At 58.9% G+C, this 25,913-nt stretch carries 27 protein-coding genes, 1 tRNA gene and 2 pseudogenes; 16 read left to right on the top strand and 14 right to left on the bottom strand.

Features of this window, described 5'->3' with window-relative positions:
- Positions 1–45 precede the first annotated feature (45 nt).
- From ACZ1HN_RS15675 to ACZ1HN_RS15650, 6 genes are all read left to right on the top strand, one after another.
- Positions 46–1,038, top strand: coding sequence for an SPOR domain-containing protein (locus ACZ1HN_RS15675; RefSeq protein WP_299699460.1), 993 nt, complete (start codon positions 46–48; stop codon positions 1,036–1,038).
- Positions 1,035–2,054 (top strand): beta-N-acetylhexosaminidase, encoded by a 1,020-nt coding sequence (gene nagZ / locus ACZ1HN_RS15670; protein WP_472728166.1) that lies wholly within the window; start codon positions 1,035–1,037, stop codon positions 2,052–2,054. The genes ACZ1HN_RS15675 and nagZ overlap by 4 nt, the downstream gene beginning before the upstream one ends.
- Positions 2,047–2,850 (top strand): segregation and condensation protein A, encoded by an 804-nt coding sequence (locus ACZ1HN_RS15665; protein WP_299199873.1) that lies wholly within the window; start codon positions 2,047–2,049, stop codon positions 2,848–2,850. Before nagZ ends, ACZ1HN_RS15665 begins: the two co-directional genes overlap by 8 nt.
- Positions 2,825–3,487 (top strand): SMC-Scp complex subunit ScpB, encoded by a 663-nt coding sequence (gene scpB / locus ACZ1HN_RS15660; protein ID WP_299768360.1) that lies wholly within the window; start codon positions 2,825–2,827, stop codon positions 3,485–3,487. Before ACZ1HN_RS15665 ends, scpB begins: the two co-directional genes overlap by 26 nt.
- A gap of 72 nt (positions 3,488–3,559) precedes the next feature.
- On the top strand, positions 3,560–3,793 hold the full coding sequence (locus tag ACZ1HN_RS15655) for a hypothetical protein (RefSeq protein WP_299741776.1): 234 nt from the start codon (positions 3,560–3,562) through the stop codon (positions 3,791–3,793).
- A gap of 102 nt (positions 3,794–3,895) precedes the next feature.
- Positions 3,896–5,128: a hypothetical protein gene (locus tag ACZ1HN_RS15650; RefSeq protein WP_472728165.1), complete on the top strand. Its 1,233-nt coding sequence runs from the start codon at positions 3,896–3,898 to the stop codon at positions 5,126–5,128.
- Here ACZ1HN_RS15650 and ACZ1HN_RS15645 read toward each other — a convergent pair.
- From ACZ1HN_RS15645 to ihfA, 4 genes are all read right to left on the bottom strand, one after another.
- Positions 5,125–6,207: a 2'-deoxycytidine 5'-triphosphate deaminase gene (locus ACZ1HN_RS15645; RefSeq protein ID WP_472728164.1), complete on the bottom strand. Its 1,083-nt coding sequence runs from the start codon at positions 6,205–6,207 to the stop codon at positions 5,125–5,127. The genes ACZ1HN_RS15650 and ACZ1HN_RS15645 overlap by 4 nt on opposite strands.
- Before the next feature lie 67 nt (positions 6,208–6,274).
- Positions 6,275–6,351, bottom strand: a tRNA-Pro gene (locus ACZ1HN_RS15640).
- A 68-nt stretch (positions 6,352–6,419) separates the two neighbouring features.
- Positions 6,420–7,544 carry a MerR family transcriptional regulator gene (locus ACZ1HN_RS15635; protein WP_472728163.1) on the bottom strand — a complete coding sequence of 375 codons (1,125 nt, stop codon included), beginning with the start codon at positions 7,542–7,544 and terminating at the stop codon, positions 6,420–6,422.
- Between the two features lie 4 nt (positions 7,545–7,548).
- The gene (gene ihfA / locus ACZ1HN_RS15630) at positions 7,549–7,851 is read right to left on the bottom strand and encodes an integration host factor subunit alpha (protein ID WP_189370518.1); all 303 of its coding nucleotides are present in this window, start codon (positions 7,849–7,851) and stop codon (positions 7,549–7,551) included.
- 285 nt (positions 7,852–8,136) lie between these two features.
- Here ihfA and ACZ1HN_RS15625 point away from each other — a divergent pair, with 285 nt between their 5' ends.
- Positions 8,137–8,577: a helix-turn-helix domain-containing protein gene (locus tag ACZ1HN_RS15625; RefSeq protein WP_472728162.1), complete on the top strand. Its 441-nt coding sequence runs from the start codon at positions 8,137–8,139 to the stop codon at positions 8,575–8,577.
- A 22-nt stretch (positions 8,578–8,599) separates the two neighbouring features.
- On the opposite strand, the pseudogene ACZ1HN_RS15620 reads toward ACZ1HN_RS15625, so the two are convergent.
- From ACZ1HN_RS15620 to ACZ1HN_RS15605, 4 genes and pseudogenes are all read right to left on the bottom strand, one after another.
- Positions 8,600–9,572, bottom strand: a pseudogene (locus ACZ1HN_RS15620) (beta-ketoacyl-ACP synthase III).
- Positions 9,569–10,660, bottom strand: coding sequence for a phosphate acyltransferase PlsX (plsX, locus tag ACZ1HN_RS15615; RefSeq protein ID WP_472728161.1), 1,092 nt, complete (start codon positions 10,658–10,660; stop codon positions 9,569–9,571). The pseudogene ACZ1HN_RS15620 and the gene plsX overlap by 4 nt, the downstream one beginning before the upstream one ends.
- 35 nt (positions 10,661–10,695) lie before the next feature.
- On the bottom strand, positions 10,696–10,902 hold the full coding sequence (rpmF, locus tag ACZ1HN_RS15610) for a 50S ribosomal protein L32 (protein WP_189370522.1): 207 nt from the start codon (positions 10,900–10,902) through the stop codon (positions 10,696–10,698).
- Positions 10,903–11,093: 191 nt separating this feature from the next.
- Complete coding sequence (locus ACZ1HN_RS15605; protein ID WP_472728160.1) at positions 11,094–11,648, bottom strand: YceD family protein; 555 nt, start codon at positions 11,646–11,648, stop codon at positions 11,094–11,096.
- A gap of 101 nt (positions 11,649–11,749) precedes the next feature.
- On the opposite strand from ACZ1HN_RS15605, the gene ACZ1HN_RS15600 reads away from it, so the two are divergent.
- The 3 genes from ACZ1HN_RS15600 (at position 11,750) to ACZ1HN_RS15590 (ending at position 14,977) form a co-directional block, all read left to right on the top strand.
- Positions 11,750–12,202 carry an outer membrane protein assembly factor BamE gene (locus ACZ1HN_RS15600; protein ID WP_472728159.1) on the top strand — a complete coding sequence of 151 codons (453 nt, stop codon included), beginning with the start codon at positions 11,750–11,752 and terminating at the stop codon, positions 12,200–12,202.
- 75 nt (positions 12,203–12,277) lie between these two features.
- Complete coding sequence (locus ACZ1HN_RS15595) at positions 12,278–13,000, top strand: GNAT family N-acetyltransferase (protein ID WP_472728158.1); 723 nt, start codon at positions 12,278–12,280, stop codon at positions 12,998–13,000.
- A gap of 165 nt (positions 13,001–13,165) precedes the next feature.
- A complete protein-coding gene (locus ACZ1HN_RS15590; RefSeq protein WP_472728157.1) occupies positions 13,166–14,977 on the top strand; it encodes an ABC-F family ATP-binding cassette domain-containing protein in 1,812 nt (603 codons plus the stop codon).
- Here ACZ1HN_RS15590 and ACZ1HN_RS15585 read toward each other — a convergent pair.
- The 3 genes and pseudogenes from ACZ1HN_RS15585 to mnmA form a co-directional block, all read right to left on the bottom strand.
- Entirely contained in the window at positions 14,974–15,522 is a 549-nt protein-coding gene (locus ACZ1HN_RS15585; RefSeq protein ID WP_472728156.1) for a sugar O-acetyltransferase, read from the bottom strand. The genes ACZ1HN_RS15590 and ACZ1HN_RS15585 overlap by 4 nt on opposite strands.
- Positions 15,519–16,274, bottom strand: a complete 756-nt coding sequence (locus ACZ1HN_RS15580) for a 3-hydroxyacyl-CoA dehydrogenase (RefSeq protein ID WP_472728155.1) — start codon at positions 16,272–16,274, stop codon at positions 15,519–15,521. The genes ACZ1HN_RS15585 and ACZ1HN_RS15580 overlap by 4 nt, the downstream gene beginning before the upstream one ends.
- 74 nt (positions 16,275–16,348) lie before the next feature.
- Positions 16,349–17,489 (bottom strand): annotated as a pseudogene (mnmA, locus tag ACZ1HN_RS15575) (tRNA 2-thiouridine(34) synthase MnmA).
- A 126-nt stretch (positions 17,490–17,615) separates the two neighbouring features.
- Between mnmA and sciP the strand changes: the two are divergent.
- From sciP to ACZ1HN_RS15550, 5 genes are all read left to right on the top strand, one after another.
- On the top strand, positions 17,616–17,894 hold the full coding sequence (gene sciP, locus ACZ1HN_RS15570) for a CtrA inhibitor SciP (RefSeq protein WP_299199645.1): 279 nt from the start codon (positions 17,616–17,618) through the stop codon (positions 17,892–17,894).
- A 99-nt stretch (positions 17,895–17,993) separates the two neighbouring features.
- Positions 17,994–18,713: a response regulator transcription factor CtrA gene (ctrA, locus tag ACZ1HN_RS15565; protein WP_299199642.1), complete on the top strand. Its 720-nt coding sequence runs from the start codon at positions 17,994–17,996 to the stop codon at positions 18,711–18,713.
- 173 nt (positions 18,714–18,886) lie between these two features.
- The gene (ligA, locus tag ACZ1HN_RS15560; RefSeq protein WP_472729335.1) at positions 18,887–20,977 is read left to right on the top strand and encodes an NAD-dependent DNA ligase LigA; all 2,091 of its coding nucleotides are present in this window, start codon (positions 18,887–18,889) and stop codon (positions 20,975–20,977) included.
- Entirely contained in the window at positions 20,974–23,061 is a 2,088-nt protein-coding gene (gene recG, locus ACZ1HN_RS15555) for an ATP-dependent DNA helicase RecG (protein WP_472728154.1), read from the top strand. Before ligA ends, recG begins: the two co-directional genes overlap by 4 nt.
- A 99-nt stretch (positions 23,062–23,160) precedes the next feature.
- Positions 23,161–23,289: a hypothetical protein gene (locus ACZ1HN_RS15550; RefSeq protein ID WP_299199629.1), complete on the top strand. Its 129-nt coding sequence runs from the start codon at positions 23,161–23,163 to the stop codon at positions 23,287–23,289.
- 235 nt (positions 23,290–23,524) lie between these two features.
- On the opposite strand, the gene ACZ1HN_RS15545 is transcribed toward ACZ1HN_RS15550, so the two are convergent.
- Positions 23,525–23,977 carry an iron-sulfur cluster assembly scaffold protein gene (locus ACZ1HN_RS15545; protein ID WP_299768334.1) on the bottom strand — a complete coding sequence of 151 codons (453 nt, stop codon included), beginning with the start codon at positions 23,975–23,977 and terminating at the stop codon, positions 23,525–23,527.
- A 75-nt stretch (positions 23,978–24,052) separates the two neighbouring features.
- On the opposite strand from ACZ1HN_RS15545, the gene hisI reads away from it, so the two are divergent.
- Positions 24,053–24,415 carry a phosphoribosyl-AMP cyclohydrolase gene (gene hisI, locus ACZ1HN_RS15540; RefSeq protein ID WP_472728153.1) on the top strand — a complete coding sequence of 121 codons (363 nt, stop codon included), beginning with the start codon at positions 24,053–24,055 and terminating at the stop codon, positions 24,413–24,415.
- Between the two features lie 7 nt (positions 24,416–24,422).
- On the opposite strand, the gene gluQRS is transcribed toward hisI, so the two are convergent.
- Positions 24,423–25,211, bottom strand: coding sequence for a tRNA glutamyl-Q(34) synthetase GluQRS (gene gluQRS / locus ACZ1HN_RS15535; protein WP_472728152.1), 789 nt, complete (start codon positions 25,209–25,211; stop codon positions 24,423–24,425).
- 66 nt (positions 25,212–25,277) lie between these two features.
- Positions 25,278–25,883 (bottom strand): class I SAM-dependent DNA methyltransferase, encoded by a 606-nt coding sequence (locus tag ACZ1HN_RS15530; protein ID WP_472728151.1) that lies wholly within the window; start codon positions 25,881–25,883, stop codon positions 25,278–25,280.
- Positions 25,884–25,913 lie beyond the last annotated feature (30 nt).

The following is a 25,913-nucleotide window of genomic DNA, read 5'->3' as shown; positions in this document are numbered from 1 at the left end:
GATGACTTGCGCGGGCATGTATCCGTGCGGGCAATGAGGCTACAGATGGCAGATATGCATTATTCCCACGACGCGGGTCCCGGGGGCTATGACGCTTACCAGGGAACATCAGCGCCACCTTCGAACACCTTGAAGAACCTTACGAATTTCGCAGGTGCCGCTGTTTCCCTAGCGTTGATCGCAGGGGTGTCGGTGTGGGGCTACAAGCTGGTGATGCGTGACGTGTCCGGCATCCCGGTTGTCCGCGCCGCCGAAGGCGAGATGCGTGTGCGTCCTGAAAATCCGGGCGGCCAACTGGCCCGCAACACTGGGCTTGCCGTGAACGAAGTGGCCGCTGCAGGCGAAGCGTCTGGCCCGGTGGATCAGGTCACATTGGCCCCACGCCCCGTGGATCTGACGGAAGAAGATCAGCCGATCCCCGCTCAAACGGTGGCGCCTGTGCAACAGCCCGAACCGCTGAACGTCGCAGCCAGCCTTGAGGCCGCTCAAGTGGATGTGGCGACTGCGCTTGACGGTGGTGATATTGATGATCTGGTCAGACAGCTGACCAGCGGTGCCGAGACAATTGAAGCCAACCCGGCTGAGGTGGAGCCGGTGCTGGCCAGCGTAACAACTGCTGATCTGCCGGAAACGCCAACGCCGGTTCCGGCGGTCGTAAAGGGGCCAGGGCCAAAAGCCTCCAAACGGCCCCAACTGCGCCCAGCTTCCGCGCCGCAGACAGTTGTTCCTGCAACCACGGTCCGCGCAGAGCCACAAACAAGCGATCTTGAAGCCGCATCAATACCGTCGGGGACGCGATTGGTGCAGCTTGGCGCATTCGATAGCCCAGAGGTGGCGCGGTCCGAATGGGACAAGATGCAGGGACGCTTTGGCGATCTGTTGCGGGGCAAGGACCGGATCGTGCAACAAGCACAGTCAGGTGGCCGTACATTCTACCGCTTGCGCGCCCATGGCTTTGCCGATCTCAGTGATGCACGCCGCTTCTGTTCGGCGCTTGTCGCTGAAGGCGCGGACTGCATCCCGGTGGTCACACGATGAGCAATTTTGGCGCGACCATCCTCGATGCGGATGGTTTGCGTCTCACCAAGGATGAAAAGGCATTCTTTCGCGATGCCGATCCGTTCGGTTTCATCCTGTTTGCCCGCAATATCGATACACCCGACCAGGTTTATGGCCTGTGTTCCGAGTTCCGCGAGGCGGTTGGGCGCGAAGCGATCATCACTATTGATCAAGAAGGCGGGCGTGTGCAGCGGATGCGTGGCCCAACATGGACCGAATGGTTGCCGCCTCTGGATTTCGTACAAGCCGCCGGAGATGACGCCGAGCGCGCAATGTACTTGCGATACAGGCATATAGCGCATGAGCTTAAAGCGCTCAGCATAGACAGCAACTGTGCGCCGATGGTTGATCTTGTGGTCAAGGAAACCCACGATTTCCTGCGCAACCGCTGCTATGGAACGTCACCGGGCGATATCGCGGCCTTGGGCCGTGCCGCCGCGCAAGGGCATCTGGATGGCGGTGTTCTGCCTGTGCTAAAACACATTCCGGGTCATGGCCGCACCGATTTGGACAGTCACTACGACTTGCCGCGCGTGGATGTCAGCCTCGACACGCTACGCGAGACCGATTTCGCACCGTTCCGGGAACTCAATGACCTCCCCATGGGCATGACGGCACACGTTGTCTACGAGGCGGTGGATGAAACACCGGCAACATTGTCAGCCGATACCATGGCCCTGATCCGCAGCGATATCGGCTTTGACGGGTTGATCATGACGGATGACATCGGGATGAAAGCGCTGGATGGCACACCGGATCAGATTGCGCGCCGCGCGCTGGATGCGGGATGTGATGTGGTCCTGCACTGCAATGCCCCCCTTGTCGACCGCATTGCATCAGCGAATGCCGCTGGTCAAATGACGGACGCCGCCCAAGCGCGGGCCGAAGCCGCTCTGGCGGCGCGTCAAACCCCCGACGACATTGACATTGCCGAGCTCAACGCCGAACTTGAGGCGCTTTTGAGCGGGGCAGGTAAAAGCGTGGGGCATGGCTGAAGATACATTCGAGGAAGACCGCGTATCGGTCGCCGATCGCCTTGCGGCGGAGGCCCTGATTGTTGATGTCGACGGGTTCGAGGGGCCGCTTGACCTGTTGCTCACTCTCAGCCGCACGCAAAAGGTCGACCTGCGCAAAATCTCGGTCCTGCAACTGGCACATCAGTATCTGGCCTTCGTTGAGAAAGCGAAGCAGCTGCGGCTAGAACTGGCCGCCGACTACCTTGTGATGGCCGCGTGGCTCGCGTTCCTGAAATCTCGTCTGCTCCTGCCACCCGACCCGACTGAAGAGGGACCATCAGGCGAGGAACTGGCCGCGCATCTGGCGTTCCAGCTTGAACGCCTGCAGGCCATGCGCGACTCTGCCGCCCGACTGATGGCGCGGGATCAGCTGGGCCGCGACTTCTTTGCTCGCGGCCAATCCGAGATGGTCACACGGGTGCGCAAGGTGACGTATACCGCCACGTTGCTGGACTTGATGCAGGGCTATGCCCGTATCCGTACCCGCGATGAATTCCGGCCATTCGTGATGGACCGCGACGCTGTGTTCACCATGGAACAGGCACTGGACCGTATGCGTGGCCTCATCGGTTTTGCGGGCGATTGGACCGACATTCTGTCCTACCTGCCCGAGGGCTGGGAGATGGATCCGGCCAAGCGCCGGTCGGCCACTGCAGCCACCTTTGCGGCCAGTTTGGAACTGGTAAAGGAAGGGCACTTGGAAATCCGTCAGTCCGAGACATTCGCCCCCATTCAGCTGCGCAAGAGAGATGAGAAACGTGACCGAAGCACCTGAAGATCAAGAAGAAAGCTTATTCGAGGCACCGCCCATGGCGGAACAGGAACGGATGGTCGAAGCCATCCTCTTTGCGACAACAGAACCCATTACCACGCGCGAATTGGAGGCACGTATGCCGCACGGCTGCGACGCGGCAGAAGCATTGGTCTATCTGCGCAAGCGCTATGAGGGGCGTGGTGTGCAGGTCATGAAGGTCGGTGATGCGTGGGCAATCCGCACAGCCGCCGATCTTGGATTCCTGATGCAAAAGGAAACGGTTGAGACGCGCAAACTGTCACGAGCCGCAATCGAGACGCTGGCCATCATCGCTTACCACCAACCCGTGACCCGGGCCGAGATCGAAGAGATCCGCGGCGTCAGCGTGAGCCGCGGCACCGTCGATCAGCTGCTTGAACTGGAATGGATACGCTTTGGGCGGCGCAAGATGACCCCCGGACGGCCTGTGACCTTTGTTGTCACCCAATCCTTCCTGGATCATTTCGGTCTGGAAAACGCCCGCGATCTGCCCGGCCTCAAGGAATTGCGTGCCGCTGGCCTGCTGGAGAATCGCCCGCCGCCCGGAACACTTCCGGGCCCCGAGACCGATCCGGAAGACGAAAGCGAAGAGGGCCAGTCCGAGCTTTTTGAAGACTGAAAAAAGATTCGATCTGAAATTCGACGTATTTGTCGTTATATTGGACCAAGGCGAACAGGGCGGAGCAGTCCCATGAATGCAAATCAGATCATCAACATGATCATGCGGATCATCATGCGCAAGGCAATCAACAAGGGTATTGATGCTGGCGTAAACCGCGCAACGCGCGGTCGGCAGTCGGCACCGCCGCAGCAGCCTCAACTGGACGATCACGACGGCCCGACGCAGGCTGAAGTGCGGGAACAACGGCGTGCGCGACGTGCAGCGCGTCAGGCGCGGCAAGCTGCAAAAGCGGAACGAAAATAGTCCAATAGTTGTCAGACCGTGCGTGAAGGTGGGGAAAACCACCGTTGATTGCATAAATTCAGTGCCGTAGCGTAACCCTCATTGTTCTGGGGGGAACTCATTATGGCACATAGCAAGCCCAGTATTTTTGTATCTTCAGTTTCATTGGGCGTCACAGTCATCGGGCTGTACGTCATTTTCGTGCTGTTCGTCACGATTGGCTTTGGCAGCTACATCTATCGCACAGCTTGGCAGGCTGAGCCTGTCGCGCAAACGGCCACGCAGGAAAGCCGGGCGTTGGTGTCAGACATCGACAATCTGCTTTTTATCATCAAGCGCGAACAGGATTTGGAACGCGCAAAGACGGGTGTCACGCGGGACATTCAGCTTCACGCCGCGAAGATGTCCGATATCGAGGCCAGACACAGCCGTTCCTTTGGCGCCATCGCCGTTGCCAAGTCGACCTTGAGAGCCGAGGTGGACGCAACCCTTGGCAAGCTGTCGGAATACCAGTTTGCGTTGGCTGGACCCCAGCGGCTTGTCTATGACACCACGCTCGAAACCTTGCACAGCACCGTGTCAACGGCGCAACCGACCCTGCGCGCCAAGACGGCGGAGTTGCAGTTGCGGACCTTGATACGGACACTGGGTGACGGGCTTGAAAAGAGCGATGTCGATCTGGACACTACGGATAGGTTCACCGCGCTACATGACCAGACATTTGTGACGCTGGATCTTTTGTCCGACGCAGTGGAAACGGCAAACAGTGCCTCGCTCGTCATCAAAGCCGAGAAGGAGGCGATGCAGGCCCAGATTGACGAGCTGCGGCAACGTTGGACCGGCCACAACAATCAGATACTCGCGCTGCAGGATACGTTGGGGCCGGGTGATCCTGCGCGCGCGCGCTTGTCGGCACTGTCGCTGAACTTTCCGATCTTTCCCGACATCCTGATGCGCTTTGTCAGTTTTCCCACCATCTTCCTGACCTTGATTGTGACCATTGCATCCGGGGGGCTGGGCACGGTCGTTGCCTTCTCGCGCCGCTACTATTCGTCAAGGGAAGCAGATACGCTGACCCTGTCGCGGCTTTTCGTGAACGTGGGCGAGGGGATTGCCGCAGCCATTGCCATCTTCCTGTTCTCGGGCGCTGGCATGCTGGCGCTGACACAAGGCAGCGGGCCCGCCAACGATGTTGAACTCAGCCCCTACACAGTGGCCTTCATCGCGTTCCTGTCGGGCTTCATGGCCGAAGACGCCTTTGCCTCCATCCAATCGGCGGGCAAGCGTATCTTCAAGCCGGATCCACCAGCTGCCCAGAACGGTGAACCGGCAGCGGAGCCCGCAGACGGCAGCTAGGTGTTGGGCGCAGCAAAGTGCTTGGATAGTTTCAGGCCCTGGCCTTGGTAGTTCGAGGCAATGCCCGCGCCATAGAGCTGCGCAGGCTGCGCCGCCATCCGCTCGTAAATCAGGCGTCCGACAATCTGGCCATGCTCAAGGACAAAAGGCGCCTCGTGACAGCGCACTTCCAGCACGCCGCGTGACCCGGTGCCGCCAGCTGCATCATGCCCGAAACCGGGATCGAAGAATCCGGCATAGTGCACCCGGAATTCGCCCACCATGGCCAGGTAGGGGGCCATTTCAGCAGCGTAGTCGGGCGGGATGTGGACAGCCTCACGACTGACCAGAATGTAGAACGCGCCGGGATCGAGGATGATATGACCGTCCCGCGCGTGCACCTCTTCCCAGAACTCGGCGGGGTCATAATGGCCGATATTGTCCAGATCGATCACACCTGTGTGCGGCTTGGCCCGGTATCCCACCAGTGTTGTGTCCGGCAGACGCAAATCCACGGAAAAGCCCAAACCCTCGTCAATGACTGCGGGCCCGTTCACCAATGGCATATCATCGTGCAGCTTGCTGAGCTCGCCATCGCTCAGCACCGCTTGCCCTGCGCGAAAGCGGATCTGGTTCAAGCGCATGCCGGGCCGGACAAGAACGGAAAACGAGCGCGGGCAAATCTCGGCATAGAGCGGGCCGGTGTAGCCCGGTGGAATGCGGTCAAACTCGGTGCCGCCATCAGTGATCGTCCGGGTCAGCAGGTCCAAGCGCCCGGTCGAGCTTTTGGCATTGGCCACCGCCTGCACCCCGTCGGGCAGGTCCAGCGCTTCCATCAAGGGCACGACATAGACGCAGCCCTTTTCCAGTACAGCGCCGCCGGACAGATTGACCTCGTGCATCTGGAATTCAGCCAGCCGGTCACTGACGCGCGCACCATGGCCTGCAAGGAAGGATGCACGTACGCGATAGGCGACGGTACCCAAACGCAAATCAAGGCTAGCGGGTTGGACCTGTGCATCAATCACGGCTGGGTCTGCGGCAATCTCACCGCGATCCATCATCGCTTTCAGTTCCGTGTCGGGAAGTACGCCGATCATATCGCCCCCTCGTGTCGTGTTGCGGGGCCTGCGGCCAGTGACCCCGTAGCGCCGGGGCGGTGTTTAGTGGTCGGGCTAGCAGGACTCGAACCTGCGACCTTCCGTCCCCCAGACGGACGCGCTACCAGGCTGCGCCATAGCCCGACGTGTGGGGTGTCATACCCGATTTCTGGCCGGGGGCAAGGGGGAATTGCACGAGGTTTGCGTTCTTCTTAGCGCGGGTCGCGCCGGTTGCTTGCCATCTGGTCGCGCAATGCGGTCAGCTGTGTCAAAAGGGGGCGGATCATATTCCGCTGTGCATCGCTCAGATGCGTTAAGCCCGCTGCCTTACTCAGTGCCGATGGGGCAGCCAGAATGGTCTCTGGGTCGGGATCGTCGGGCACGTTGACAATCTTGGGCTTCGGGGTTGCGGCAACAGGCTCTGCTTCCTCCGCTTGCGCGGCAACAGAATCTTCGTCCGCTGTGGCCGGTTCCGCATAGTCAGACAGAAATGACGGCAACGTAGCTGCGGGCTCCGCTTCCGTGTCTTCAGTTGCGTCATCCTCTGCTTGTGTCTCAGCAGAATTCAGCTTCGCTTCCTCAGCCTCAGCCTCAGCCTCAGCCTCAGCCTCAGCCTCAGCCTCAGCCGGCACATCGGCATCATCTGGTTTCGCAGCGTCGGACGCAGGCGTCAAAACCTGTTCTTCAGGCGCAGGCTCCTCGATGTCGTCGGTCAGGGCAGGGGCATCAGCGTCCGCCTGCTCCTCATCTTGCGCGGGTGCATCCTCGACCAGTGGCGGGTAGGGAAGACCGGGTTGATGATCGGCATCAGAGGTCTCGGCACCGGCTTCAGGTGCTTGAGTGCGCAAGAAAGAGGGCAAAGGCGCATCCGTCGCCGCCACTTCCGGCTCGTCAACATCGGCAATGTCATCATCGTCCGATGCATCGTCTGCCACAACAGACGCAGCCGCAGGGTCCTGCGCGACCTCAAATGGCAATACATCAGCCTCAACAGGCGGCGGAGTTACATCTTCGTCGATGCGTGCTACCAGATCTGCGTCCAACTGGGCGTCTGTTTCCGCATCAAGCGGAGGGGACAGATCGGCGACGTACGCCATACCTTCTTCGCGCAGGATTTTCTGAACGCCCTTGATGGTCAGGCCATCGTCATGCAGCAGTTTGCGGATGCCACCCAAAAGCAACATATCGCTTGGGCGATAGTACCGTCGACCGCCAGCGCGTTTTACGGGTTTGACTTGGGTGAACTTACTTTCCCAAAAGCGCAGAACATGGGTCTGAACGCCCAACCACTCGGCAACTTCCGAAATCGTGCGAAAGGCGTCCGCGGACTTGGCCATCTGTTCAGGACTTGTTGCCTACGGCCACGCGATCTTTCATCAGATGCGAGGGGCGAAAGGTCAGGACACGGCGCGGGTTGATGGGCACTTCTTCACCGGTTTTGGGGTTGCGACCAACACGTGCAGATTTGTCCCGAACTGAAAAAGTACCAAAGGATGAAATCTTGACCTGTTCGCCGCGCACAAGCGCGTCCGACATGTGATCCAAGACGCTTTCCACCAGCTGTGCGCTTTCATTTCGTGACAGTCCCACCTCGCGGAAAACGGCTTCACTCAAATCCATGCGCGTCAATGTCTTGTCAGTCATAAGTTCTCCCCTTTGGCAAAGCATAGGGCGCGGAGAAATTCCGAGTCAATATCAAGACCTTGGCCACGACACCGGATGTACGCTTTATGGCCGGTCTGGCCGGCTTTTTCTGCATTTCCGCTGGTTGGCACAACGGTCACCCGGCCAAACGGCAGCGTATTCGGAGAATAGGCGAAAATCCGCGGAAAATGCATCGCGTGAAAAAACTGTCACCAAATCACGAAAGACTGGTCACAAGATTTAATGTAGAATTCAACCTATGATTACATGCCGGGAGGAGAAACCGTGCCGCATCATGCTGCCGTACTCAAAGATGTTCCGACTATTCTCACCATCCCACCAGCCGCTGATCCTTGTAACGAGGGCCGCGGCGGGCAGGCACTTGCACGCCGACATCAGGCGCTAAGCGAAAAATCATATGAGCGGATCGTTACGTGGATGCGCGCGCGCATCGGTGAACGTATCACAGAAGATATGCTACACAAGTTCAGCCCCATGGGCCGTCACGCATTCCGCCGTGCGTTCGAGGCGCGTGCGGGGATGCCTCCCATGCATTTCCTGACATGGATGCGCGTGGACTTGGCCGTGCGACTTCTAATCGACACCCGCTTCAACCTCAATGAAATCGCATTTGTCACCGGTCTCGAGAACAAGCAGACGTTGGCAGATACGTTTCGAGGTACGCTTGGTGTTCGCCCTCAAGCGCTGCGGGTGTCGTCGCGGTGACGCGTATGGCGGAAGGGCCGCGCTACCAGCGCAGCACAACAGCGCCCCAAGCCAGCCCACCGCCGATAGCTTCGGTCACGATCAGGTCGCCATCCTTGATCTGACCGCTCGCACGACCGACCGACAGAGCCAACGGAATGGACGCCGCGGAGGTGTTGCCGTGGTCCTGAACCGTAACGACGACGCGGTCCATTGCGATCCCCATCTTCTTGGCCGTGCCTTGGATGATGCGGATATTGGCCTGATGCGGCACGATCCAGTCGACCTCATCCGCCGTTACACCTGCGCGTTCCATGGCTGTTTCCGCCGTTGACGCCAGTTTTTCCACCGCATGACGGAACACCTGGTTCCCCTGCATCCGCAGATAGCCGCTTGTGCCGGTGCTCACACCGCCATCCACATAAAGCAGGTCACGATGCCGACCATCTGAGTTCAGATCGGTTGCGAGAATGCCACGATCCGCCGCGGTGCCGCCGCCTTCATGGGCTTCAAGAACCAAAGCGCCTGCACCATCACCAAAGAGCACACAGGTACTGCGATCGGTCCAGTCCATGATCTTGGAAAACGTTTCCGCTCCGATGACCATGACCCGTTTGGCCTGGCCCGAAACGATCAGCGCATTCGCATTCGACAGGGCATAGACAAAGCCGGCACACACAGCCTGAACATCGAAGGCAAAACCACCGGTCATCCCAAGCTTGTCTTGCACCATCGTTGCAGCGGACGGAAAGGTCAGGTCTGCTGTTGATGTGGCCAGTATAATGGCGTCAATGTCATCCGGTTGCAGTCCCGCATCCGCAAGTGCCGCTTGCGCCGCTGCTGTTGCCATGGACGATGTCGTGTCGTCTTCGGTTGCAAAGTGGCGCCGCTCGATCCCCGAACGGGATCGAGATCCATTCATCGGATGTGTCGAGCGTTGCCTCGAATTCGGCATTCTCGACCACGCGTTCGGGCAGGTAATGCCCCACGCCACGGACCACCGCACGAAGCGTCATCTATTGCTCTCCTCTGCCCGCTGCGTGGCCCGGGCGACCCGGGCGGCGAGCTTGTCGTTAAAGCCTTGTTCGGACAATTGGGCCGCCAGTTTTATGGCCGCCGAAACACCCGTAGCATCTGCTCCGCCGTGCGATTTGACAACCGTTCCGTTCAAACCAAGGAAAACACCGCCATTTACACGGCGCGGATCAATGCGTTTGCGCAGCCGTCGCATCGACGTAAAGGCCAGCAGATAGGCTAGGCGCGACAGGGGGGTGAATTTGAACGCTTCCCGCAGAAGATCACCGATCAGGCTGGCAGTGCCTTCGCCGGTCTTGATGGCGACGTTTCCGGTAAAACCATCCGTGACGATCACATCTGCAACCTTGCCCTGAATGTCACCACCTTCGACAAAGCCCACGAAATCAAACTCTGCGGCATCGGCCTGTGCACCAATCAGTTCGTATGCCTCTTTCAGCTCCGGGCGGCCCTTATGTTCCTCGGTACCTACGTTCAGCAGGCCGATTCGAGGACGGGGCAGGTCCATGCCATTCCGGGCATAGGACGCGCCCATCAGCGCATAGCGCAGCAAGTCATCGGCGTCGGCGCGCACATCTGCGCCTACGTCCAGCATCACGTTGAAGCCTTGCGGGTTCCGGCTGGGCCACAGGACTGCAATGGCGGGGCGGTTCACACCCGGCAGCTTGCGCAGGCGGATCATCGACAATGCCATCAACGCGCCGGTGTTTCCGCAACTCACAGCCACGTCCGCATCGCCCGCGCGCACAGATTCGATGGCGGACCACATCGAGGTGCCCTTGCCATTACGCACCACGTGACTGGGTTTGTCGTCCATTGTCACAACGCCCGCGGCGTCACGGATCACGCATCGACCCACAAGATTTTTGCGGCGGCCAATCAGCGTCTCAAGTTCTTCCCGCGGACCATGCAGGATAAAGCCCAGCTTTGGATTCTTTTTCGCAGATGTCGAACAGCCGGAAACGACTGCGGCGGGGCCCATGTCCCCGCCCATCGTGTCGACCGAAAGAATAATGGGAAAGGCAAGCTCTGCTGCCGCGTCGGCCGGGTCTGTGGAAGGGGCCGTCATTGCGCGCTGTCTTGCCTTGTCGCCTGTGACGCCACTCAGGCCGCGTCGTCTTCCAGATCAACCTCTTCGGTCATGGCGACGATCTCGTTGTCGTCGTAATGACCGCATGCCGCGCAAACATGGTGCGGGCGCTTTAGCTCACCGCAGTTGGGGCATTCGTTGGGGTTGGCGGGGGTCAAGCTGTCGTGGGCGCGGCGGTTGTTGCGGCGCGATTTCGACACTTTATTCTGTTGTACAGCCATTGAAGTGGGCCTTTGGTTCGGGCAGCGCCGCGTATCGTGCGCGGATGCGAGGTGTTTCGTGGTCCCGGATCGGGTGTTTGGTCTTCCAAGTACGGGTTGAGCAGCGTTTAGGCAAAGCGCCACGCCATGTCCAACCCAAAATCTCGTGAGGGCGGCAAAATACGCATCCTTGGCCGGGACGCAAGGGCAAATCAGTCGTCTTTTTTGTCGCTCAACTGCGACTTCAGATCCGCCAGACCGGCAAAGGGTTTGGCAGCTTCGTCTGTCAGGGGCGCAACACCCGGTTCGGTCAGCACCATCTCACCCAACTCGGCACCGTCGGCCCGTGGGAAATCCGGGATGGCAAGGCTCAGGGATTCGATCATGACGGTCTCGGGGTCGATCCAGGTGCCTAGGCGTTCAACTTCGTCATCTTCTGGCATTTCTGCCTCCGGCGTATCGATCTCTTCATAGTCGCGCACATACAGACGGCGAACAGGCAAATCGATCCGCGTGGTTACTGGCACCAGCGTCACTGCACAGGGCTGCGTGACCGTTGCGCCAAGCGTGCCGGTCAGCAACCAATCTGTTGCACCATGGGCTTCGATCTGCCCTTCGAACCGCAACTTGCGCAGTCCGCTCAACTCCAATGCGTCCGCCAAGGCTGCCATTGCTTTGGCATCCGGCAAAATCTGGAACGGTGTTGCGGCGTTTTGCGCCAAACCACTGACGCGTAGCGCAGTGGTGGAAGGGGGCGTCTGTGACATGGATCGCTTTCGTTTCTTGAACCAAGGCCAAAGCTTGAGTAAGTCGAGATAAAAGCACCACGCGCCCTGAGCAAGGGGTGGCTTATAACAAGGGGGGTCAGATGGCGACCTTTACACCACTATCCGCTGCAGGGCTTGCCCTGATCATCTCGCTTGTTGTCGCGGGATGCTCGCCCACGTTCCGCAATCACGGTTATGTCCCACCCGAGGAAGATCTTGCCGAACTCGTCGTCGGCATCGACACACGCGCATCGGTCGAAGATGTGGTTGGGCCACCAACAGCAGGTGGTGTCCTTGAAGGCGGCGATTATTTCTACATTCGCAGCAAGGTACGCACGTTCGGACCACGCCGCCCGCAGGTGGTAGAGCGTCAGGTGCTGGCAATTACCTTCGATGCAGAAGGCGTGTTGCAGAACATTGAACGCTTCGGTCTTGAAGACGGGCGGGTTGTGGCCTTGTCGCGTCGTGTGACCGAAAGCGGTGTGACAGACATCAGCTTCCTGCGTCAGCTTTTGGGCAATATCGGCCGCATCGGTCCCGAGGGCGTCCTCTGATCTTTCGGGTTCATCCGCACGTCATGTGCCCCATGTTATCGGGGCCACATATGGCTTGGGCAGGAGGCTGAACCGATGATCGGGTTGAAAAAAGGGCGGTATGTGGCACGGCAAGCCGCGGGGCTTGTTGACATCGAAGCTGCCCAGATGTTGCGCGCCCGTTGTTTTGGGCTGGTTTCGGATGCAGATGTCTTCGACGACCGGTGCACACATATCCTGATCCACCGAATCGCAGACGGTGCACTTGTCTGTTGTTTCCGAATGCTACCTCTCACCGGGGCCACGATCTCGCACAGCTATTCCGCCCAGTATTACGAGCTCAGCGCGCTTGAAGCCTTCAACGGCAAAATGGTCGAGATGGGCCGCTTTTGCGTCGACCCCGCTGCGGCAGACCCTGATATCCTGCGCGTCGCGTGGGGGGCAATGACCGCATATGTGGATGACGAAGGCGTCGAACTGCTTTTTGGCTGTTCGTCGTTCTTGGGCACCGAGACGGCGGAGTATCTGGATGCCTTCGCGATGCTCAAGGCCCGCCACCTTGCCCCAAAACGTTGGTTGCCGCGTGTCAAGGCGCCAAAAGTCTTCAAATATGCCGCGCGCCTGCGCCGCAAGCCGGACGCGAAAAAGGCGATGCTACGTATGCCGCCCTTATTGCGGACCTATCTGATGATGGGCGGCTGGGTCAGCGACCATGCGGTGGTTGATGACAAGATGAACACGCTGCACGTTTTTACCGGGGTCGAGATCGGGTCCATTCCGCCGGCCCGAAAAAAGCTGTTGCGCGCCGTCATCGGCTGATTTTAGCACGTCGAGACCAAAGTGCTTATAAGTCAAGGCGGTCTGCCCCTGTTGCGCACCAAGGCATTTCAGCGCGCGTTGGGGGTGCACAGGGGGTGTACGGATGCTGCACGGGGGGTGACACCCCGGTTGACGCCCCCGGATTGACCCTCTAGCTGCCCGCTTATGGCTCGTGTTCCTCTGCTTCAGCTTTCCGATATCTCGCTCACATTTGGCGGCGATCCCGTCTTTGATGATCTTTCCTTGGTTGTGCAACCGGGCGATCGTATCGCCCTTGTGGGTCGCAATGGATCGGGCAAGTCGACACTGATGAAAGTGATGGGCGGCTTGGTCGAAGTAGACCGCGGTGAGGTCGTCCCAGGCCCCGGCGTGAGTGTCGGATACATGGAGCAAGACCCTGATATGAAAGGGTTCGCGACGCTGGGTGACTTTGCAATTCACGGGTTGGAACCATCCGATCTCTACAAGGTTGAGCGGGCCGGCGAAGGGCTGAAATTCGATCCGGCGCGCCCGGTGGAGACTGCCTCCGGAGGGGAGCGCCGCCGTGCTGCATTGGCGCGCTTGATGGCCGAAGCGCCGGATCTGATGCTGCTGGACGAACCGACAAACCACCTCGACATCGAAGCCATTGCCTGGCTCGAAGCTGAATTGAAGGCCACCCGAGCCGGTTTTGTCCTTATCTCCCACGACCGAGCATTCCTACGTGAGCTCACCCGTGCAACCCTTTGGATAGACAGAGGAAGTGTGCGCCGCCAGGAAAAAGGTTTTGAGGCGTTTGAAGTGTGGCGAGACACGGTCTGGGATGAAGAAGACACCGCCCGCCACAAGCTGAACCGCAAGATCAAGGCTGAGGCGCGATGGGCTGTCGAAGGCATCAGCGCGCGACGCAAGCGCAACATGGGCCGCGTGCGTGCGCTGCAAGACCTGCGTGCCGAACGGGCCGCTCAGATCAAGCGCCAGGGCGCGGCTGCGATGGCATTGGACGGAGGGCCCAAGTCCGGTCGGAAGGTGTTGGAAGCAAAAGGTATTTCAAAGTCTTACGATGGAAAGGTGATCCTTGAACCATTCTCGCTCAAGGTGCAGCGCGGTGATCGCATTGCCTTTGTCGGCCCGAATGGTGTCGGAAAGACCACTTTGCTCAAGATGCTGATCGGAGAGGTCGCGCCCGATACCGGTACGGTCACAATGGGCACCAATCTGGAACTGGCCGTTTTTGATCAGGCCCGTTCGAAACTCGACCCGGATGCCAGCCTGTGGGACAGTCTGACAAGCGATCCCGACATGCGGGTCAGCGGCAAGGCCGATCAGGTCATGGTGCGGGGCAACCCGAAGCATGTCGTTGGATACCTTAAGGAATTCCTGTTTGATGAAGCGCAAGTGCGTGCGCCCGTGCGGTCCCTTTCAGGGGGTGAAAAGGCGCGTCTGCTGCTGGCACGCATCATGGCGCGGCAGTCCAACGTGCTGGTGCTTGATGAGCCGACCAACGATCTGGATGTCGAAACACTGGACTTGTTGCAGGACCTGCTGGGCCAGTATGATGGCACGGTCCTTTTGGTCAGCCACGATCGTGATTTCCTTGACCGTGTGGCGGTCACCACCATTGCGATGGAGGGGGATGGCAAGGCCACTGTCTATGCTGGTGGATGGAGCGATTACCAATCCCAGCGCGGTCCGAAACAAAGTCTGCAATCTGTTGAAGCAGTTAAGAGACCGGGGGCCGCCACGGCCAAGCCAAAGCCGTCGCCCAAGGTTGGGTTGTCCTTTACGGAAAAGCACCGGCTTGAAGCGCTGCCAGCCGAGATCGAGCGGCTTGAAGCGGAATTGGCCAAGCTGCAAGTGTTGTTGTCTGACCCTGATCTTTATACTCGTGAGCCGGTCAAATTCCGCAAGGCAAGCGAGGCATTGACCGAACGACAGACCAGGCTGGACGCCGCGGAAGAAGAGTGGCTGATGCTTGAGGAGAAGGCCGAAGCCTAAGTCGGACGGGCAGGGATACCTACCACCGTTGCGCCTTCGGCAATGTCTTTGGTCACAACGGCGCCAGCGCCTACGATCGCTTGGTCCTTGATCGTAATGCCAGGCATGATGATCGCACCGGCCCCGATCCACACATCCGCGCCAATGTTCACAGGCAATGCCCGTTCTATCCCGGCACGCCGTTTGACTGGATCACGATGGTGATCCGCACACAGAATCTGCGCACCTGTGCCAATCATTGTGCCGTCTCCAATCCGCACAGAGGCGCTGTCGAGGATCACGCAGCCGCTATTGATGAACACCTCGGCCCCAAGATGAATGTTCCGACCGTAGGAACAATGAAAGGGGGCTTCGATCAGGCAATTTGTACCGGCCTCGGCAAAAAGCGCGCGCAATGGCGCGCTAAGTGTTCGCCGCTCTGACGGGGACAAATGGTTATGTGCGTGCACCGCATTCAATGCCACCATACGCAGGTCTTCCAGCGCATCATCAAGGCAGGTGTACCACTCACCGGCTTCCATCTTTTCCCGCTCGGTGCGCATCATCGCATCCGCAGTGCGCCATCCAAGCGGATGACCTCGCCATTCAAATAACCCATCTCGACGATAAAGGCTGCAAGACGTGCATATTCATTCGGATCACCCAAACGTGGCGGGTTTGGCACATCGGCTGCCAGGGCTGCCTGCACATCCTCGGGCAACCCGGCCAGCATCGGGGTTTTGAAGATGCCCGGTGCAATCGTCATTACGCGCACGCCAGATGAGGCGAGGTCGCGTGCCATCGGCAGTGTCATCCCCACAACACCACCTTTGGACGCGGCGTAGGCGGCTTGACCCTTCTGCCCGTCAAAAGCGGCAATCGAGGCTGTGTTGATGATCACGCCCCGCGCACCATCGGATTCGGGTTCGTTGTCGGTCATTGCCACCGCTGCCAGACGCGCGACGTTGAAACTGCCAACCAGATTGATGTCGATCGTTTTTTGAAAGGCGGGAAGGGGATGTGGCCCATCACGTCCTACTGTCTTGATACCAACGGCAATGCCCGCGCAATTCACTGCCGCGTTTAGCCCGCCCATCCTGCTGTGGGCCAAATCAATGGCTGCTGCGACCGATGTTTCGTCCGTCACGTCAGTTTCGGCAAAATGTCCACCAATCTCGCTTGCAACATCCGTTCCACGTTCCGCGTCGCGATCCAGCAGTGTTACCTGCGCACCCTGCGCGGCAAAGTGGCGTGCGGTTGCTTCGCCAAGCCCGGACGCGCCGCCCGTTACGACCGCCATGGTTGTGTCGAGTTTCATGCGAGCCACTCCTGTCAAAATATGAACGTATGTTCAGTTAACCGGAAGCAGCATCGTCTGACAAGGCGCAGGGACTAACCCTGGTGGATCCACCCACCGCCAAAGATCTCGACTGCTGTCCCGATCATAGAACACACAGGCTTGCCCAGGGGACACGCCCGCCTCGGCTGCAGCCAATTCAACGGTGGCTTCGGTTGCGCTGATCGGCCGGATGATGGCGTCGGTCGGTGGTCGGGTTGATCGGACTTTGACAGCCACATGCCACTCGTCTTTGCTGTCGAATCGGGTGTCACCCAGCCAATTCACTTCGCGCACGGGAATCGTGCGGGTTGCCAGCATCTCCTTGGGTCCAACGACAACCTGCCGGTTTTCGGCATCCAGCTTTACGACAAAAAGCGGATCCGCCAAGCCGCCGATTCCCAGACCGCGCCGTTGTCCAATCGTATAGTTGATCACCCCGTCATGGCTGCCCAACACCCGCCCGGTGTGATCGACAATGTCACCGGGGGCCGCAGCCTCGGGGCGCAATTTGCGGATGACGGACGCATAGTCGCCATTGGGGACGAAACATATGTCCTGGCTGTCGGGCTTGTCCGCCACGCCCAATCCGTACTTTGCAGCCAGCGCACGCGTGTCGTCTTTGGAAGGCAGATGGCCCAATGGAAAACGCAGGTAGTCCAACTGCTCAGACGTGGTCGAAAACAGGAAATAACTCTGATCGCGTCCGGCATCTGCTGCTGCATGCAGCTCAGCCCCGTGCGCGCCCAATTTACGTTGGATATAGTGACCGGTCGCCATGCAATCGGCCTCAAGATCCTTAGCTGTTTCAAGCAGATCCTTGAATTTCACTCGCTCATTGCAGCGGATGCATGGGACTGGCGTCGCGCCGCCTAGATAGCTGTCAGCAAACTCATCAATTACCGCGTCGCGGAACACGTTTTCGTAGTCGAGAACATAATGGGGAAAGCCCATTTCCTCTGCCACGCGGCGCGCATCATGAATGTCGCGGCCAGCACAGCAGGCGCCTTTTTTGGCGAGCGCCGCGCCATGATCGTAAAGTTGCAGGGTCACGCCCACGACATCATAGCCTTGGCTCTTCAGCTCTGCCGCCACAACTGAACTGTCCACGCCGCCGGACATGGCGACGACGACACGAGTGTCAGCCGGGTCTTTGGCAAAGCCCAGTGAATTGAGCGGACCGTTTTGGTCAAGCATGGCAGATCTCCGAGGGGATTGGGCGCATATATATGAAAATCCGAAATAGTCTCAAGGCCCCGTTTAACGGCGCATTAAACGCATTCGACCAAGCTCTGCGCAAACATGAATAGTGAGCGGTGTGTGATGTATTTGAAGAAAGTGGATGGCCCACGTGCTGTAACCTTGCCGGATGGTTCCGTGCTGACGCAAGCGGACCTGCCTCCCGCCACGACGCGGCGCTGGGTCGCGTCGCGCAAGGCCGCAGTGGTGCGCGGCGTGTTGTACGGTCTTCTCACGCAAGAGGCGGCACTTGAGCGCTATGGGTTGAGCGAAGAGGAATTTCACGAATGGGTTCGCGCCGTTTCGACGCACGGAGAGGAGGCTTTGAAGGCAACAGCACTACAAAAATATAGACAACTTTAGGTTGTTAAGTTACGACTTCATCAAGGGTAACGTGTGGTTAACCTTTTCGGTTCACGTTTGCTTCAACACCTGAACGCCCTTTGTGTGGAGATCCGAAGAATGCGCGTATTGCTTGTAGAAGACGACCCAACCACCTCGAAAAGCATCGAACTGATGCTGACCCATGCCAACCTGAACGTTTATGCGACGGATTTGGGTGAGGAAGGGATCGACCTGGCCAAGCTCTATGATTACGACCTGATCCTTCTCGATCTGGATTTGCCCGATATGAACGGGCACGAAGTGCTGCGCCAATTGCGTCTGGCCCGGGTCGAAACACCGATCCTGATCCTGTCCGGTGCGGACGACACGGAAAACAAGATCAAGGGCTTCGGTTTTGGTGCTGATGACTACCTGACAAAACCATTCCATCGCGAAGAGCTGGTTGCGCGTATCCACGCCATCATCCGCCGCTCGAAAGGGCATTCGCAATCCGTCATCAATACAGGCGATGTCTCCGTCAACCTGGATGCCAAGACAGTCAGTGTTGACAACAAAACGGTCCACCTGACCGGCAAAGAATATCAGATGCTTGAGCTTCTGAGCCTGCGGAAGGGCACGACACTGACGAAAGAGATGTTCTTGAACCATCTTTATGGCGGCATGGACGAGCCTGAGCTGAAAATCATCGACGTGTTCATCTGCAAGTTGCGCAAAAAGCTCAGCAATGCCACAGGCGGTCAGAACTACATCGAAACCGTTTGGGGTCGTGGATACGTGCTGCGCGATCCTGAGCCGGCAGAGATGGCAGACAATACACCAATGGCCGTGGGCGCCTAGAGGCAGCTACAACCCTCCGAAAAAGGGTCGCTGCACGGGGTAGTGCAGCGACCCTTTTTTTGTTTCAACTTTAGACGTTCATCAATGACTGGACCACTTGCGCTTCGGCTTTTATCTCTTGGCACGACAAGCGCAGGGGATGATTTGTGACGGACACTATCAAGATCGACGCGATGACTCGGGATCAGGCGGTGGCGGAACTTGCGCGTCTGGCCGATATTCTGGCGCGCGCCAATGCTGCCTATCACACCGAAGATGCCCCAGACATCAGTGATGCCGAGTATGATCGCCTCAAGCGTCGCAATGCAGAGATTGAAGCGCATTTTCCCGATCTGAAACGGGGTGACAGCCCAAGCGAACAGGTGGGTGCGCCGGTGGCCGACGGGTTTTCCAAGGTCACCCATGCCGTTGCGATGCTGTCACTTTCAAATGCGTTTGACGATGCGGATGTGTCTGAATTCGACGGACGCATTCGGAAGTATCTTGGCCTCGGATCGGATGTGGCACTGTCCTACACTGCAGAACCAAAGATTGATGGCCTATCCTTGTCCCTGCGTTATGAAGACGGGGTTCTCATGCAGGCAGCCACGCGCGGTGACGGGGCCGTGGGCGAAAATGTGACGGCCAATGCCCGCACGATCGACGACATTCCTGGCACGCTTAAAGGGGCACCTGCGATTCTGGAGGTGCGAGGTGAAGTCTACATGTCGCACCCAGACTTCGAAGCGCTGAATGATCGGCAGGCAGCCGCGGGGCAAAAAACATTTGCCAATCCACGCAACGCAGCGGCCGGGTCGCTGCGTCAGCTTGACGCCAACATAACACGTGCCCGACCGCTTCGGTTCTTTGCATACGCTTGGGGTGCGCTGTCCGATCCACTTGCGAATACCCAGATGGGGGCCATCGAACGGCTGAACACTCTTGGTTTCCAAACCAATCCGCTCACCCGACTGTGTAATGGGCCGGAAGAGATGATCAGGCATTACCGCCTGATCGAACAGGAGCGCGCGACGCTTGGTTATGACATCGACGGCGTTGTCTACAAGGTCAATGACCTCGGGCTACAGTCCCGGCTGGGCTTTCGGTCCACCACGCCGCGATGGGCTGTGGCCCATAAGTTCCCTGCAGAGCTAGCCTGGACCCGGCTTGAAGCCATCGACATTCAGGTGGGTCGCACCGGCGCACTCAGCCCGGTTGCGCGCCTGACACCTGTCACTGTCGGCGGTGTCGTGGTGTCGAACGCCACGTTGCACAACGAGGATTACATCGCGGGCCGTGACAACAAAGGTGAACAGATTCGCGACGGCAAGGACATCCGTGTTGGTGATTGGGTGCAGGTTTACCGCGCTGGTGACGTGATTCCCAAGGTAGCGGATGTTGACCTGTCCAAGCGCCCCAAGGATGCAGAGCCCTATGTCATGCCGAACCGCTGCCCCGAGTGCAACAGCGAGGCCGTGCGCGAGCCGGGCGATGCTGTACGCCGCTGTACGGGCGGGCTGATTTGTCCGGCGCAGGCGGTGGAAAAGTTAAAGCATTTTGTAAGCCGTACTGCGTTCGACATCGACGGACTGGGCGCGAAACAGGTGGAACAATTCCACGGCGACAAGTGGATTACTGAACCGGCTGACATTTTCACCCTACGCGACCGGTATGGCGCCGGACTGCAGCAACTTAAGAACCGTGAAGGCTGGGGTGAAAAGTCAGCGGCAAATCTGTTTGATGCTATTGATGAGCGTCGCAACATTGGGCTTGGGCGCATGATCTTCGCGCTCGGGATTCGCCATGTTGGCGAGGCCGCAGCGAACCTGTTGGCCACGCACTACGGAACATGGGGCGCGTTCAGCACAGCAATGCGCAATGCCGAAGAAGGCAATGAGGCGTGGGAGGATCTGCTCAGCATCGACGGTGTTGGCGCGGTCATGGCCGGGTCGCTTGCCACAACCTTCAATCAAGAGGCCGAGATCGCGAGCATTGACCGCCTTGTCGCGCATTTGAACATTGAAGAGGCAGCGCGCCCAAACACATCGGGCAGCCCGGTCGCAGGTAAGACAGTCGTTTTCACCGGTACATTGGAAAAGATGACACGAGCCGAGGCAAAGGCGCGGGCCGAGGCTTTGGGGGCCAAGGTCTCCGGTTCTGTCAGTGCGAAGACGGATTTATTGGTGGCTGGCCCTGGTGCGGGATCGAAGGCAAAAAAGGCGGCGGATCTGGGCATTGAAACCATTGATGAAGATGGCTGGCTGGATCTGATTGGGTCGATATGAGTCGCCCTGAAATCCTGTTTCCGCTCTTTGCGGATCTTGAAACGCTCGACGGCGTTGGGCCCAAGACGGCGCAGAACCTGGGCCATATGGGCATTTCTACGCCGCGTGACCTGTTGTTCACCTTGCCGCATACGGGCGTTGATCGTGTCATGCGCGACACGGTTGAGGGGGCTGCACTGCCCACGACCCTGACGGTGAAGGTGACGGTGGGTGCCCATCATCCCGCCCGCAATCGTGGCGGTGCATATCGCATTCATGTGGAGGATGCGCAGACCAGCTTTCAACTCGTCTTTTTCCACGGGCGCAGCGACTACCTGAACAAGGTGCTACCGACCGGCAGCACGCGCGTCTTGTCTGGCAAGGTCGAATTGTTCGATGGTATCGCGAACATGGTGCATCCCGACCATATTCTGCCCGTAGAAGAGGCCGGAGATATCCCACCGTTTGAACCGGTGTATCCCCTGACGGCCGGGGTCACGCAAAAGACCATGTTCAAGGCCTCCCGCTCTGCCTTGGCCCGTGTGCCGGAATTGGCTGAGTGGATTGATCCGGGGCAATTGATGCAAGAAACCTGGCCCGATTTTTCTTCGGCAATGCAAGCGGTGCATACGCCTGAGGCGCAAGGTGACCTGTCTCCGGATGCTGTTGCGCGCACGCGGCTGGCGTACGATGAGTTGATGGCGCATCAGCTTACCCTTGCTTTGGCGCGCGCGTCCGAACGTCAGACCGTGGGGATCGAAACCAAGGGCACGGAACGGCTTCAGACGCGCGTGCGCGCCGCATTGCCTTACGCACCCACGGAGGCGCAGGAACGCGCCATTGCCGAGATTGCCGGGGACATGGCGGCGTCCACCCGCATGAACCGTCTTTTGCAGGGCGATGTGGGCGCGGGCAAAACGCTGGTCGCGTTCATGGCCTTACTAATTGCCGTCGAAGCAGGCGGGCAGGGCGTTATGATGGCGCCGACCGAAATCCTGGCACGTCAGCATATGGAAGGCTTGCAGCCCTTGGCCGAAGATGCCGGCGTTGTTCTGGAGTTGCTGACCGGGCGAGACAAAGGCGCGGAACGCCGCGCGAAATTATCAGCGCTGGCACGTGGCGACATTCAGATCCTTGTGGGCACCCATGCCGTTTTTCAGGACGACGTTGTGTTCTCTGATTTGCGTTTAGCCATTGTTGACGAACAGCATCGCTTCGGTGTGCGGCAACGGCTGGCACTTGGCAAAAAAGGTGGGGCGGCGGATGTGCTGGTGATGACTGCCACGCCGATCCCGCGATCTCTGGCTCTGGCGCAATATGGCGATATGGATGTGTCGGTGCTGGATGAAAAGCCACCCGGGCGCAAGCCGATCAAAACTGCCATGGTCAGCACCGGCCGCATGGATGAGGTGGTTGCACGTTTGCAGGCCGCGATGGACGAGGGGCGGCAGTGCTACTGGGTCTGCCCGCTGGTCGAAGAGAGCGAGGCGGTGGACCTGACTGCAGCCGAGGAACGATTCAAGCGTCTGCGCGCGGTGCTAGGCGAGGGGCGCGTCGGGTTGGTTCACGGCCAGATGCCACCTGCAGAGAAAGATGCTGCCATGGCCCGGTTCCAGTCTGGCGAAACAGGTGTGCTGGTCGCAACAACCGTGATCGAGGTGGGCGTGAACGTTCCCAACGCAACGATCATGGTGATCGAACGGGCGGAAACCTTTGGGCTTGCGCAGTTGCACCAGTTACGTGGACGTGTGGGGCGGGGGGACGCCGCCTCAACTTGCCTGCTTTTGTACCAGGCGCCGCTGTCAGATGCCGGGCAAAAGCGGCTGGAGGTGCTGCGTGAGACCGAAGATGGGTTTCGTATTTCCGAGACGGATTTACAAATGCGGGGCTATGGCGACCTGATCGGCACGGCGCAATCCGGTGTGCCGCAGTTTCAGGTGGCGGACCTTGAACGGCAGGCTGGTTTGATGGCGGTTGCGCAGTCAGATGCCCGTAAATTGCTGACTGAAGACCCCGAGCTTTTGTCCCCGCGGGGACAGGCGGCGCGCGTTCTCTTGTGGCTTATGCGGCAAGATGAAGCGATCCGTTTGATTTCAGTAGGTTAGGCGATTTGTTCTGAAAAGTTCGCAAATGTTCTCAAAAGTTCTTTACGCATCGTTAAGAATATGAGAACAAAGGGGCAACTCGAAGATGGAGATGTCGACATGACCACGTTGCGCCAAATCAAGGATATCGCCTCCCGCGCCGAAGCCACGTTGCTTCAGGACGCTGCAGGTGCTGCTGCCCTGACGGTGATGCTGGTTGTTGCGCTGCACCTGCCGTCTTTGATCTGAGTTTCTGCCTGCGATCTTGCTTGATCCCATACCGCGCCCGTCCCAGGTGCTGTCCCGCGTTTCACCGGCTCTGCCTGCCGCCTGAACGCTCCCGTTTGCCGCGGGGTCCCGGATCTGTCCCACGCAAGAGACGCTTTCCCTGCGCCGCCATCCGCCCGGATGTGCGGCGCTTTTTTTGCCAACTTTTCAAGTTTTAGCCGTGCGGCGTGGCGGCATCCTGTCAATCAGTAACCGCTCAGGCGCAATCGGATTGCAGTGCCTGTTCCATCGCTTCGGCTGTCGCTTCGATACTTAGCAAGATAGACGCGTGGCGATTCTTGTAATCGCGCGCGGGTTCCAGAACTTCGAACCCATCAAAGGGGGCTTCTGGAACAGGGCCACCAGATTTCAGCATGGCGCGCAGCGCATCGCGGGCCGTTTGCACTTCGTCCAGTGTGCGACCGATGACGGCACCGCCCGTGACAGCCGCTGCAGCCTGACCAAGAGCGCATGCTTTGACATCTTGACCAAAGCCGGTGATGCGCCCGTCTTCCACTTGCACATCAATTGTCACGGTTGATCCACAAAGGGGCGAGCGCTTCTTAACCGTGGCGTGAGGGTCAGCCAGCCGTGCGTGATGCGGAATATCAGCGGCGAGGCCCAGGATGCGGCTGGAATAAAGCTTGATCAGGTCGGTATCGGCGGGCATGGCCCCTCCGCTCTGGTGTCGTAAGTCGTTTCCCCCTACATAGTCGGCTCGGACACAGATGCAAAAGGTTTTGCCATGTCGGATTTCGATCCCAACAGCCTGAAATTCAACGACCAGGGATTGATCCCGGCCATTGCGCAGGATGCGGACAGCCATGAGGTGCTGATGATGGCATGGATGAATGCCGAGGCGGTTTCCCGCACCTTGGAGACCGCGCGTGTCACGTATTGGTCACGTTCGCGGCAAGCGTTTTGGGTCAAGGGGGAGACCTCAGGCAATGTGCAAGAGCTTGTGTCGCTGCGTGTGGATTGCGACCGGGATTGCCTGCTGATGTTGGTGAAGCAAACTGGACCGGCATGCCACACGGGGCGGCGGACATGTTTTTATACAGACGTGACAGGTGGGTCCGAGATCGAGCTGATGACACCGATGGAGTGACACCGCTTCACGGGGCAGGCGGTAGCCCGACCATCTGCCGGATGTCGTTCGGTGTGGCGCCTTCAGCCCTGTATTTCGAGATCGCGCGCGCATCGTCGCGCTTTGCCAGCCGTTTGCCTGCATCGTCCCGGATCAGGCGGTGATGTTGGTAGATTGGGGTAGGCAGGTCTAGCAAGTGTTGCAGGACGACATGAATGCCAGTTGCTTCTGCCAAATCAGCGCCGCGTATGATGTGGGTCACTCCTTGGGCCGCATCATCAACCACAACGGACAAATGGTAAGACGTACCCATGTCCCGGCGCGCCAAAACAATATCCCCGATCTTCTGCATCGGATTGGTGACTTGGATTTGCCCGGCGTCCTCGCCAGTTTCGGAATAGGTGAGTGTGGCGCCGATCTGGGCAATGGCCGCCGATAGATCAAGCCGCAGTGCAACTGTTTCGGGGCGTGAACCTGTGCGCGGATGTGCGTGACGACAGGTGCCGGGATAGATGAGACCATCGGGACCGTGCGTCGGGGCGCCTTCTTGTGGTGCTTGTGCCGCGTCAAGAATGTCGCGCCGTTTACAGTCGCATTGGTAAAGCAAACCCTTGTCCCAGAGGATATCCAGCGCATGGGAATAGGCTGCCGTGTTCTCTGACTGGCGTATCACCGGCCCGTCCCACGTCACGCCCAACCATCGCAGGTCGTCATAGATCTGGTTTTCCCAGTGGGTCCGCGCGCGTGATTTATCAATATCCTCAATCCGCAGTAGGAAATTGCCATTCTGCGCCCGTGCCATGTCATGCGCCAGCATGGCAGAATAGGCGTGACCCAGATGCAATGGGCCAGTCGGCGACGGTGCGAGATCGTGTGGTGAAGATCACGCTTTTTCAAGCACGTAGACGTTGGACTTCAAGTCAATGCCGGGCAGGTGATCCCCGTGCTCCTTGAACAGCAGACGGCCCGCGCCGCAATCGGTCCACGCGGCCACACCGGCTTCGTTTGCCGGATCTTCAAGCGCGTGGTCGTTGAAAGAGAACACCAGTTTACCGCCTTTGGGTAGCGCCCGCATCAGCGTATGAAGTACGTCGATGGGCGCGGCCCCTGCGCCAATGACGCCGATCGCGGCCATAGTCGTGTAGCAGTCTCTTGGCAACGCGCCGTCTGCCTCGATCTGATCCAAGTGCCGATACACAGCCTTGGTGCGTGCGCCTTCAAGCATCTCGGCAGACAGGTCGACGCCGTCGATGGCCTCGAACCCAGCCAACGTCAACGCCAGGCCTGACAGACCTGTCCCACAGCCGAAGTCGAGGATCGGGGCGGAGAGGTCGGCCACATACTTCCGCAATGCTTCGGCGCAACGGCCTGGTGTCGCATATCCGTTTTGGGCCACTTCTGCTTCGTAGCTGGCGGCCCAATCGTCATAAAGCGCGCGGGTCGAAGTCGCGTCGCGTGCCTGATAGGCCTTGTCCAAAAATCCAGTCATGCCAACAGAGTAAAGGCCTGATGCCGTATC

It is taken from the genome of Tateyamaria sp. GN1-10, assembly GCF_055693845.1.
Note: the sequence above shows the minus strand (reverse complement) of the source record. Positions and strands in the feature narration are given on the sequence as shown.

Bases quoted from the DNA above. Each gene is read 5' to 3' on its own strand.
- ACZ1HN_RS15675 (WP_299699460.1), top strand. From the start codon at position 46: ATGGCAGATATGCATTATTCCCACGACGCGGGTCCCGGGGGCTATGAC.
- nagZ (WP_472728166.1), top strand. From the start codon at position 1,035: ATGAGCAATTTTGGCGCGACCATCCTCGATGCGGATGGTTTGCGTCTC.
- ACZ1HN_RS15665 (WP_299199873.1), top strand. From the start codon at position 2,047: ATGGCTGAAGATACATTCGAGGAAGACCGCGTATCGGTCGCCGATCGC.
- scpB (WP_299768360.1), top strand. From the start codon at position 2,825: ATGAGAAACGTGACCGAAGCACCTGAAGATCAAGAAGAAAGCTTATTC.
- ACZ1HN_RS15655 (WP_299741776.1), top strand. From the start codon at position 3,560: ATGAATGCAAATCAGATCATCAACATGATCATGCGGATCATCATGCGC.
- ACZ1HN_RS15650 (WP_472728165.1), top strand. From the start codon at position 3,896: ATGGCACATAGCAAGCCCAGTATTTTTGTATCTTCAGTTTCATTGGGC.
- ACZ1HN_RS15645 (WP_472728164.1), bottom strand. From the start codon at position 6,207: ATGATCGGCGTACTTCCCGACACGGAACTGAAAGCGATGATGGATCGC.
- ACZ1HN_RS15635 (WP_472728163.1), bottom strand. From the start codon at position 7,544: ATGGCCAAGTCCGCGGACGCCTTTCGCACGATTTCGGAAGTTGCCGAG.
- ihfA (WP_189370518.1), bottom strand. From the start codon at position 7,851: ATGACTGACAAGACATTGACGCGCATGGATTTGAGTGAAGCCGTTTTC.
- plsX (WP_472728161.1), bottom strand. From the start codon at position 10,660: ATGACGGCCCCTTCCACAGACCCGGCCGACGCGGCAGCAGAGCTTGCC.
- rpmF (WP_189370522.1), bottom strand. From the start codon at position 10,902: ATGGCTGTACAACAGAATAAAGTGTCGAAATCGCGCCGCAACAACCGC.
- ACZ1HN_RS15605 (WP_472728160.1), bottom strand. From the start codon at position 11,648: ATGTCACAGACGCCCCCTTCCACCACTGCGCTACGCGTCAGTGGTTTG.
- ACZ1HN_RS15600 (WP_472728159.1), top strand. From the start codon at position 11,750: ATGGCGACCTTTACACCACTATCCGCTGCAGGGCTTGCCCTGATCATC.
- ACZ1HN_RS15595 (WP_472728158.1), top strand. From the start codon at position 12,278: ATGATCGGGTTGAAAAAAGGGCGGTATGTGGCACGGCAAGCCGCGGGG.
- ACZ1HN_RS15590 (WP_472728157.1), top strand. From the start codon at position 13,166: ATGGCTCGTGTTCCTCTGCTTCAGCTTTCCGATATCTCGCTCACATTT.
- ACZ1HN_RS15585 (WP_472728156.1), bottom strand. From the start codon at position 15,522: ATGATGCGCACCGAGCGGGAAAAGATGGAAGCCGGTGAGTGGTACACC.
- ACZ1HN_RS15580 (WP_472728155.1), bottom strand. From the start codon at position 16,274: ATGAAACTCGACACAACCATGGCGGTCGTAACGGGCGGCGCGTCCGGG.
- sciP (WP_299199645.1), top strand. From the start codon at position 17,616: ATGTATTTGAAGAAAGTGGATGGCCCACGTGCTGTAACCTTGCCGGAT.
- ctrA (WP_299199642.1), top strand. From the start codon at position 17,994: ATGCGCGTATTGCTTGTAGAAGACGACCCAACCACCTCGAAAAGCATC.
- ligA (WP_472729335.1), top strand. From the start codon at position 18,887: ATGACTCGGGATCAGGCGGTGGCGGAACTTGCGCGTCTGGCCGATATT.
- recG (WP_472728154.1), top strand. From the start codon at position 20,974: ATGAGTCGCCCTGAAATCCTGTTTCCGCTCTTTGCGGATCTTGAAACG.
- ACZ1HN_RS15550 (WP_299199629.1), top strand. From the start codon at position 23,161: ATGACCACGTTGCGCCAAATCAAGGATATCGCCTCCCGCGCCGAAGCC.
- ACZ1HN_RS15545 (WP_299768334.1), bottom strand. From the start codon at position 23,977: ATGCCCGCCGATACCGACCTGATCAAGCTTTATTCCAGCCGCATCCTG.
- hisI (WP_472728153.1), top strand. From the start codon at position 24,053: ATGTCGGATTTCGATCCCAACAGCCTGAAATTCAACGACCAGGGATTG.
- gluQRS (WP_472728152.1), bottom strand. From the start codon at position 25,211: ATGCTGGCGCATGACATGGCACGGGCGCAGAATGGCAATTTCCTACTG.
- ACZ1HN_RS15530 (WP_472728151.1), bottom strand. From the start codon at position 25,883: ATGACTGGATTTTTGGACAAGGCCTATCAGGCACGCGACGCGACTTCG.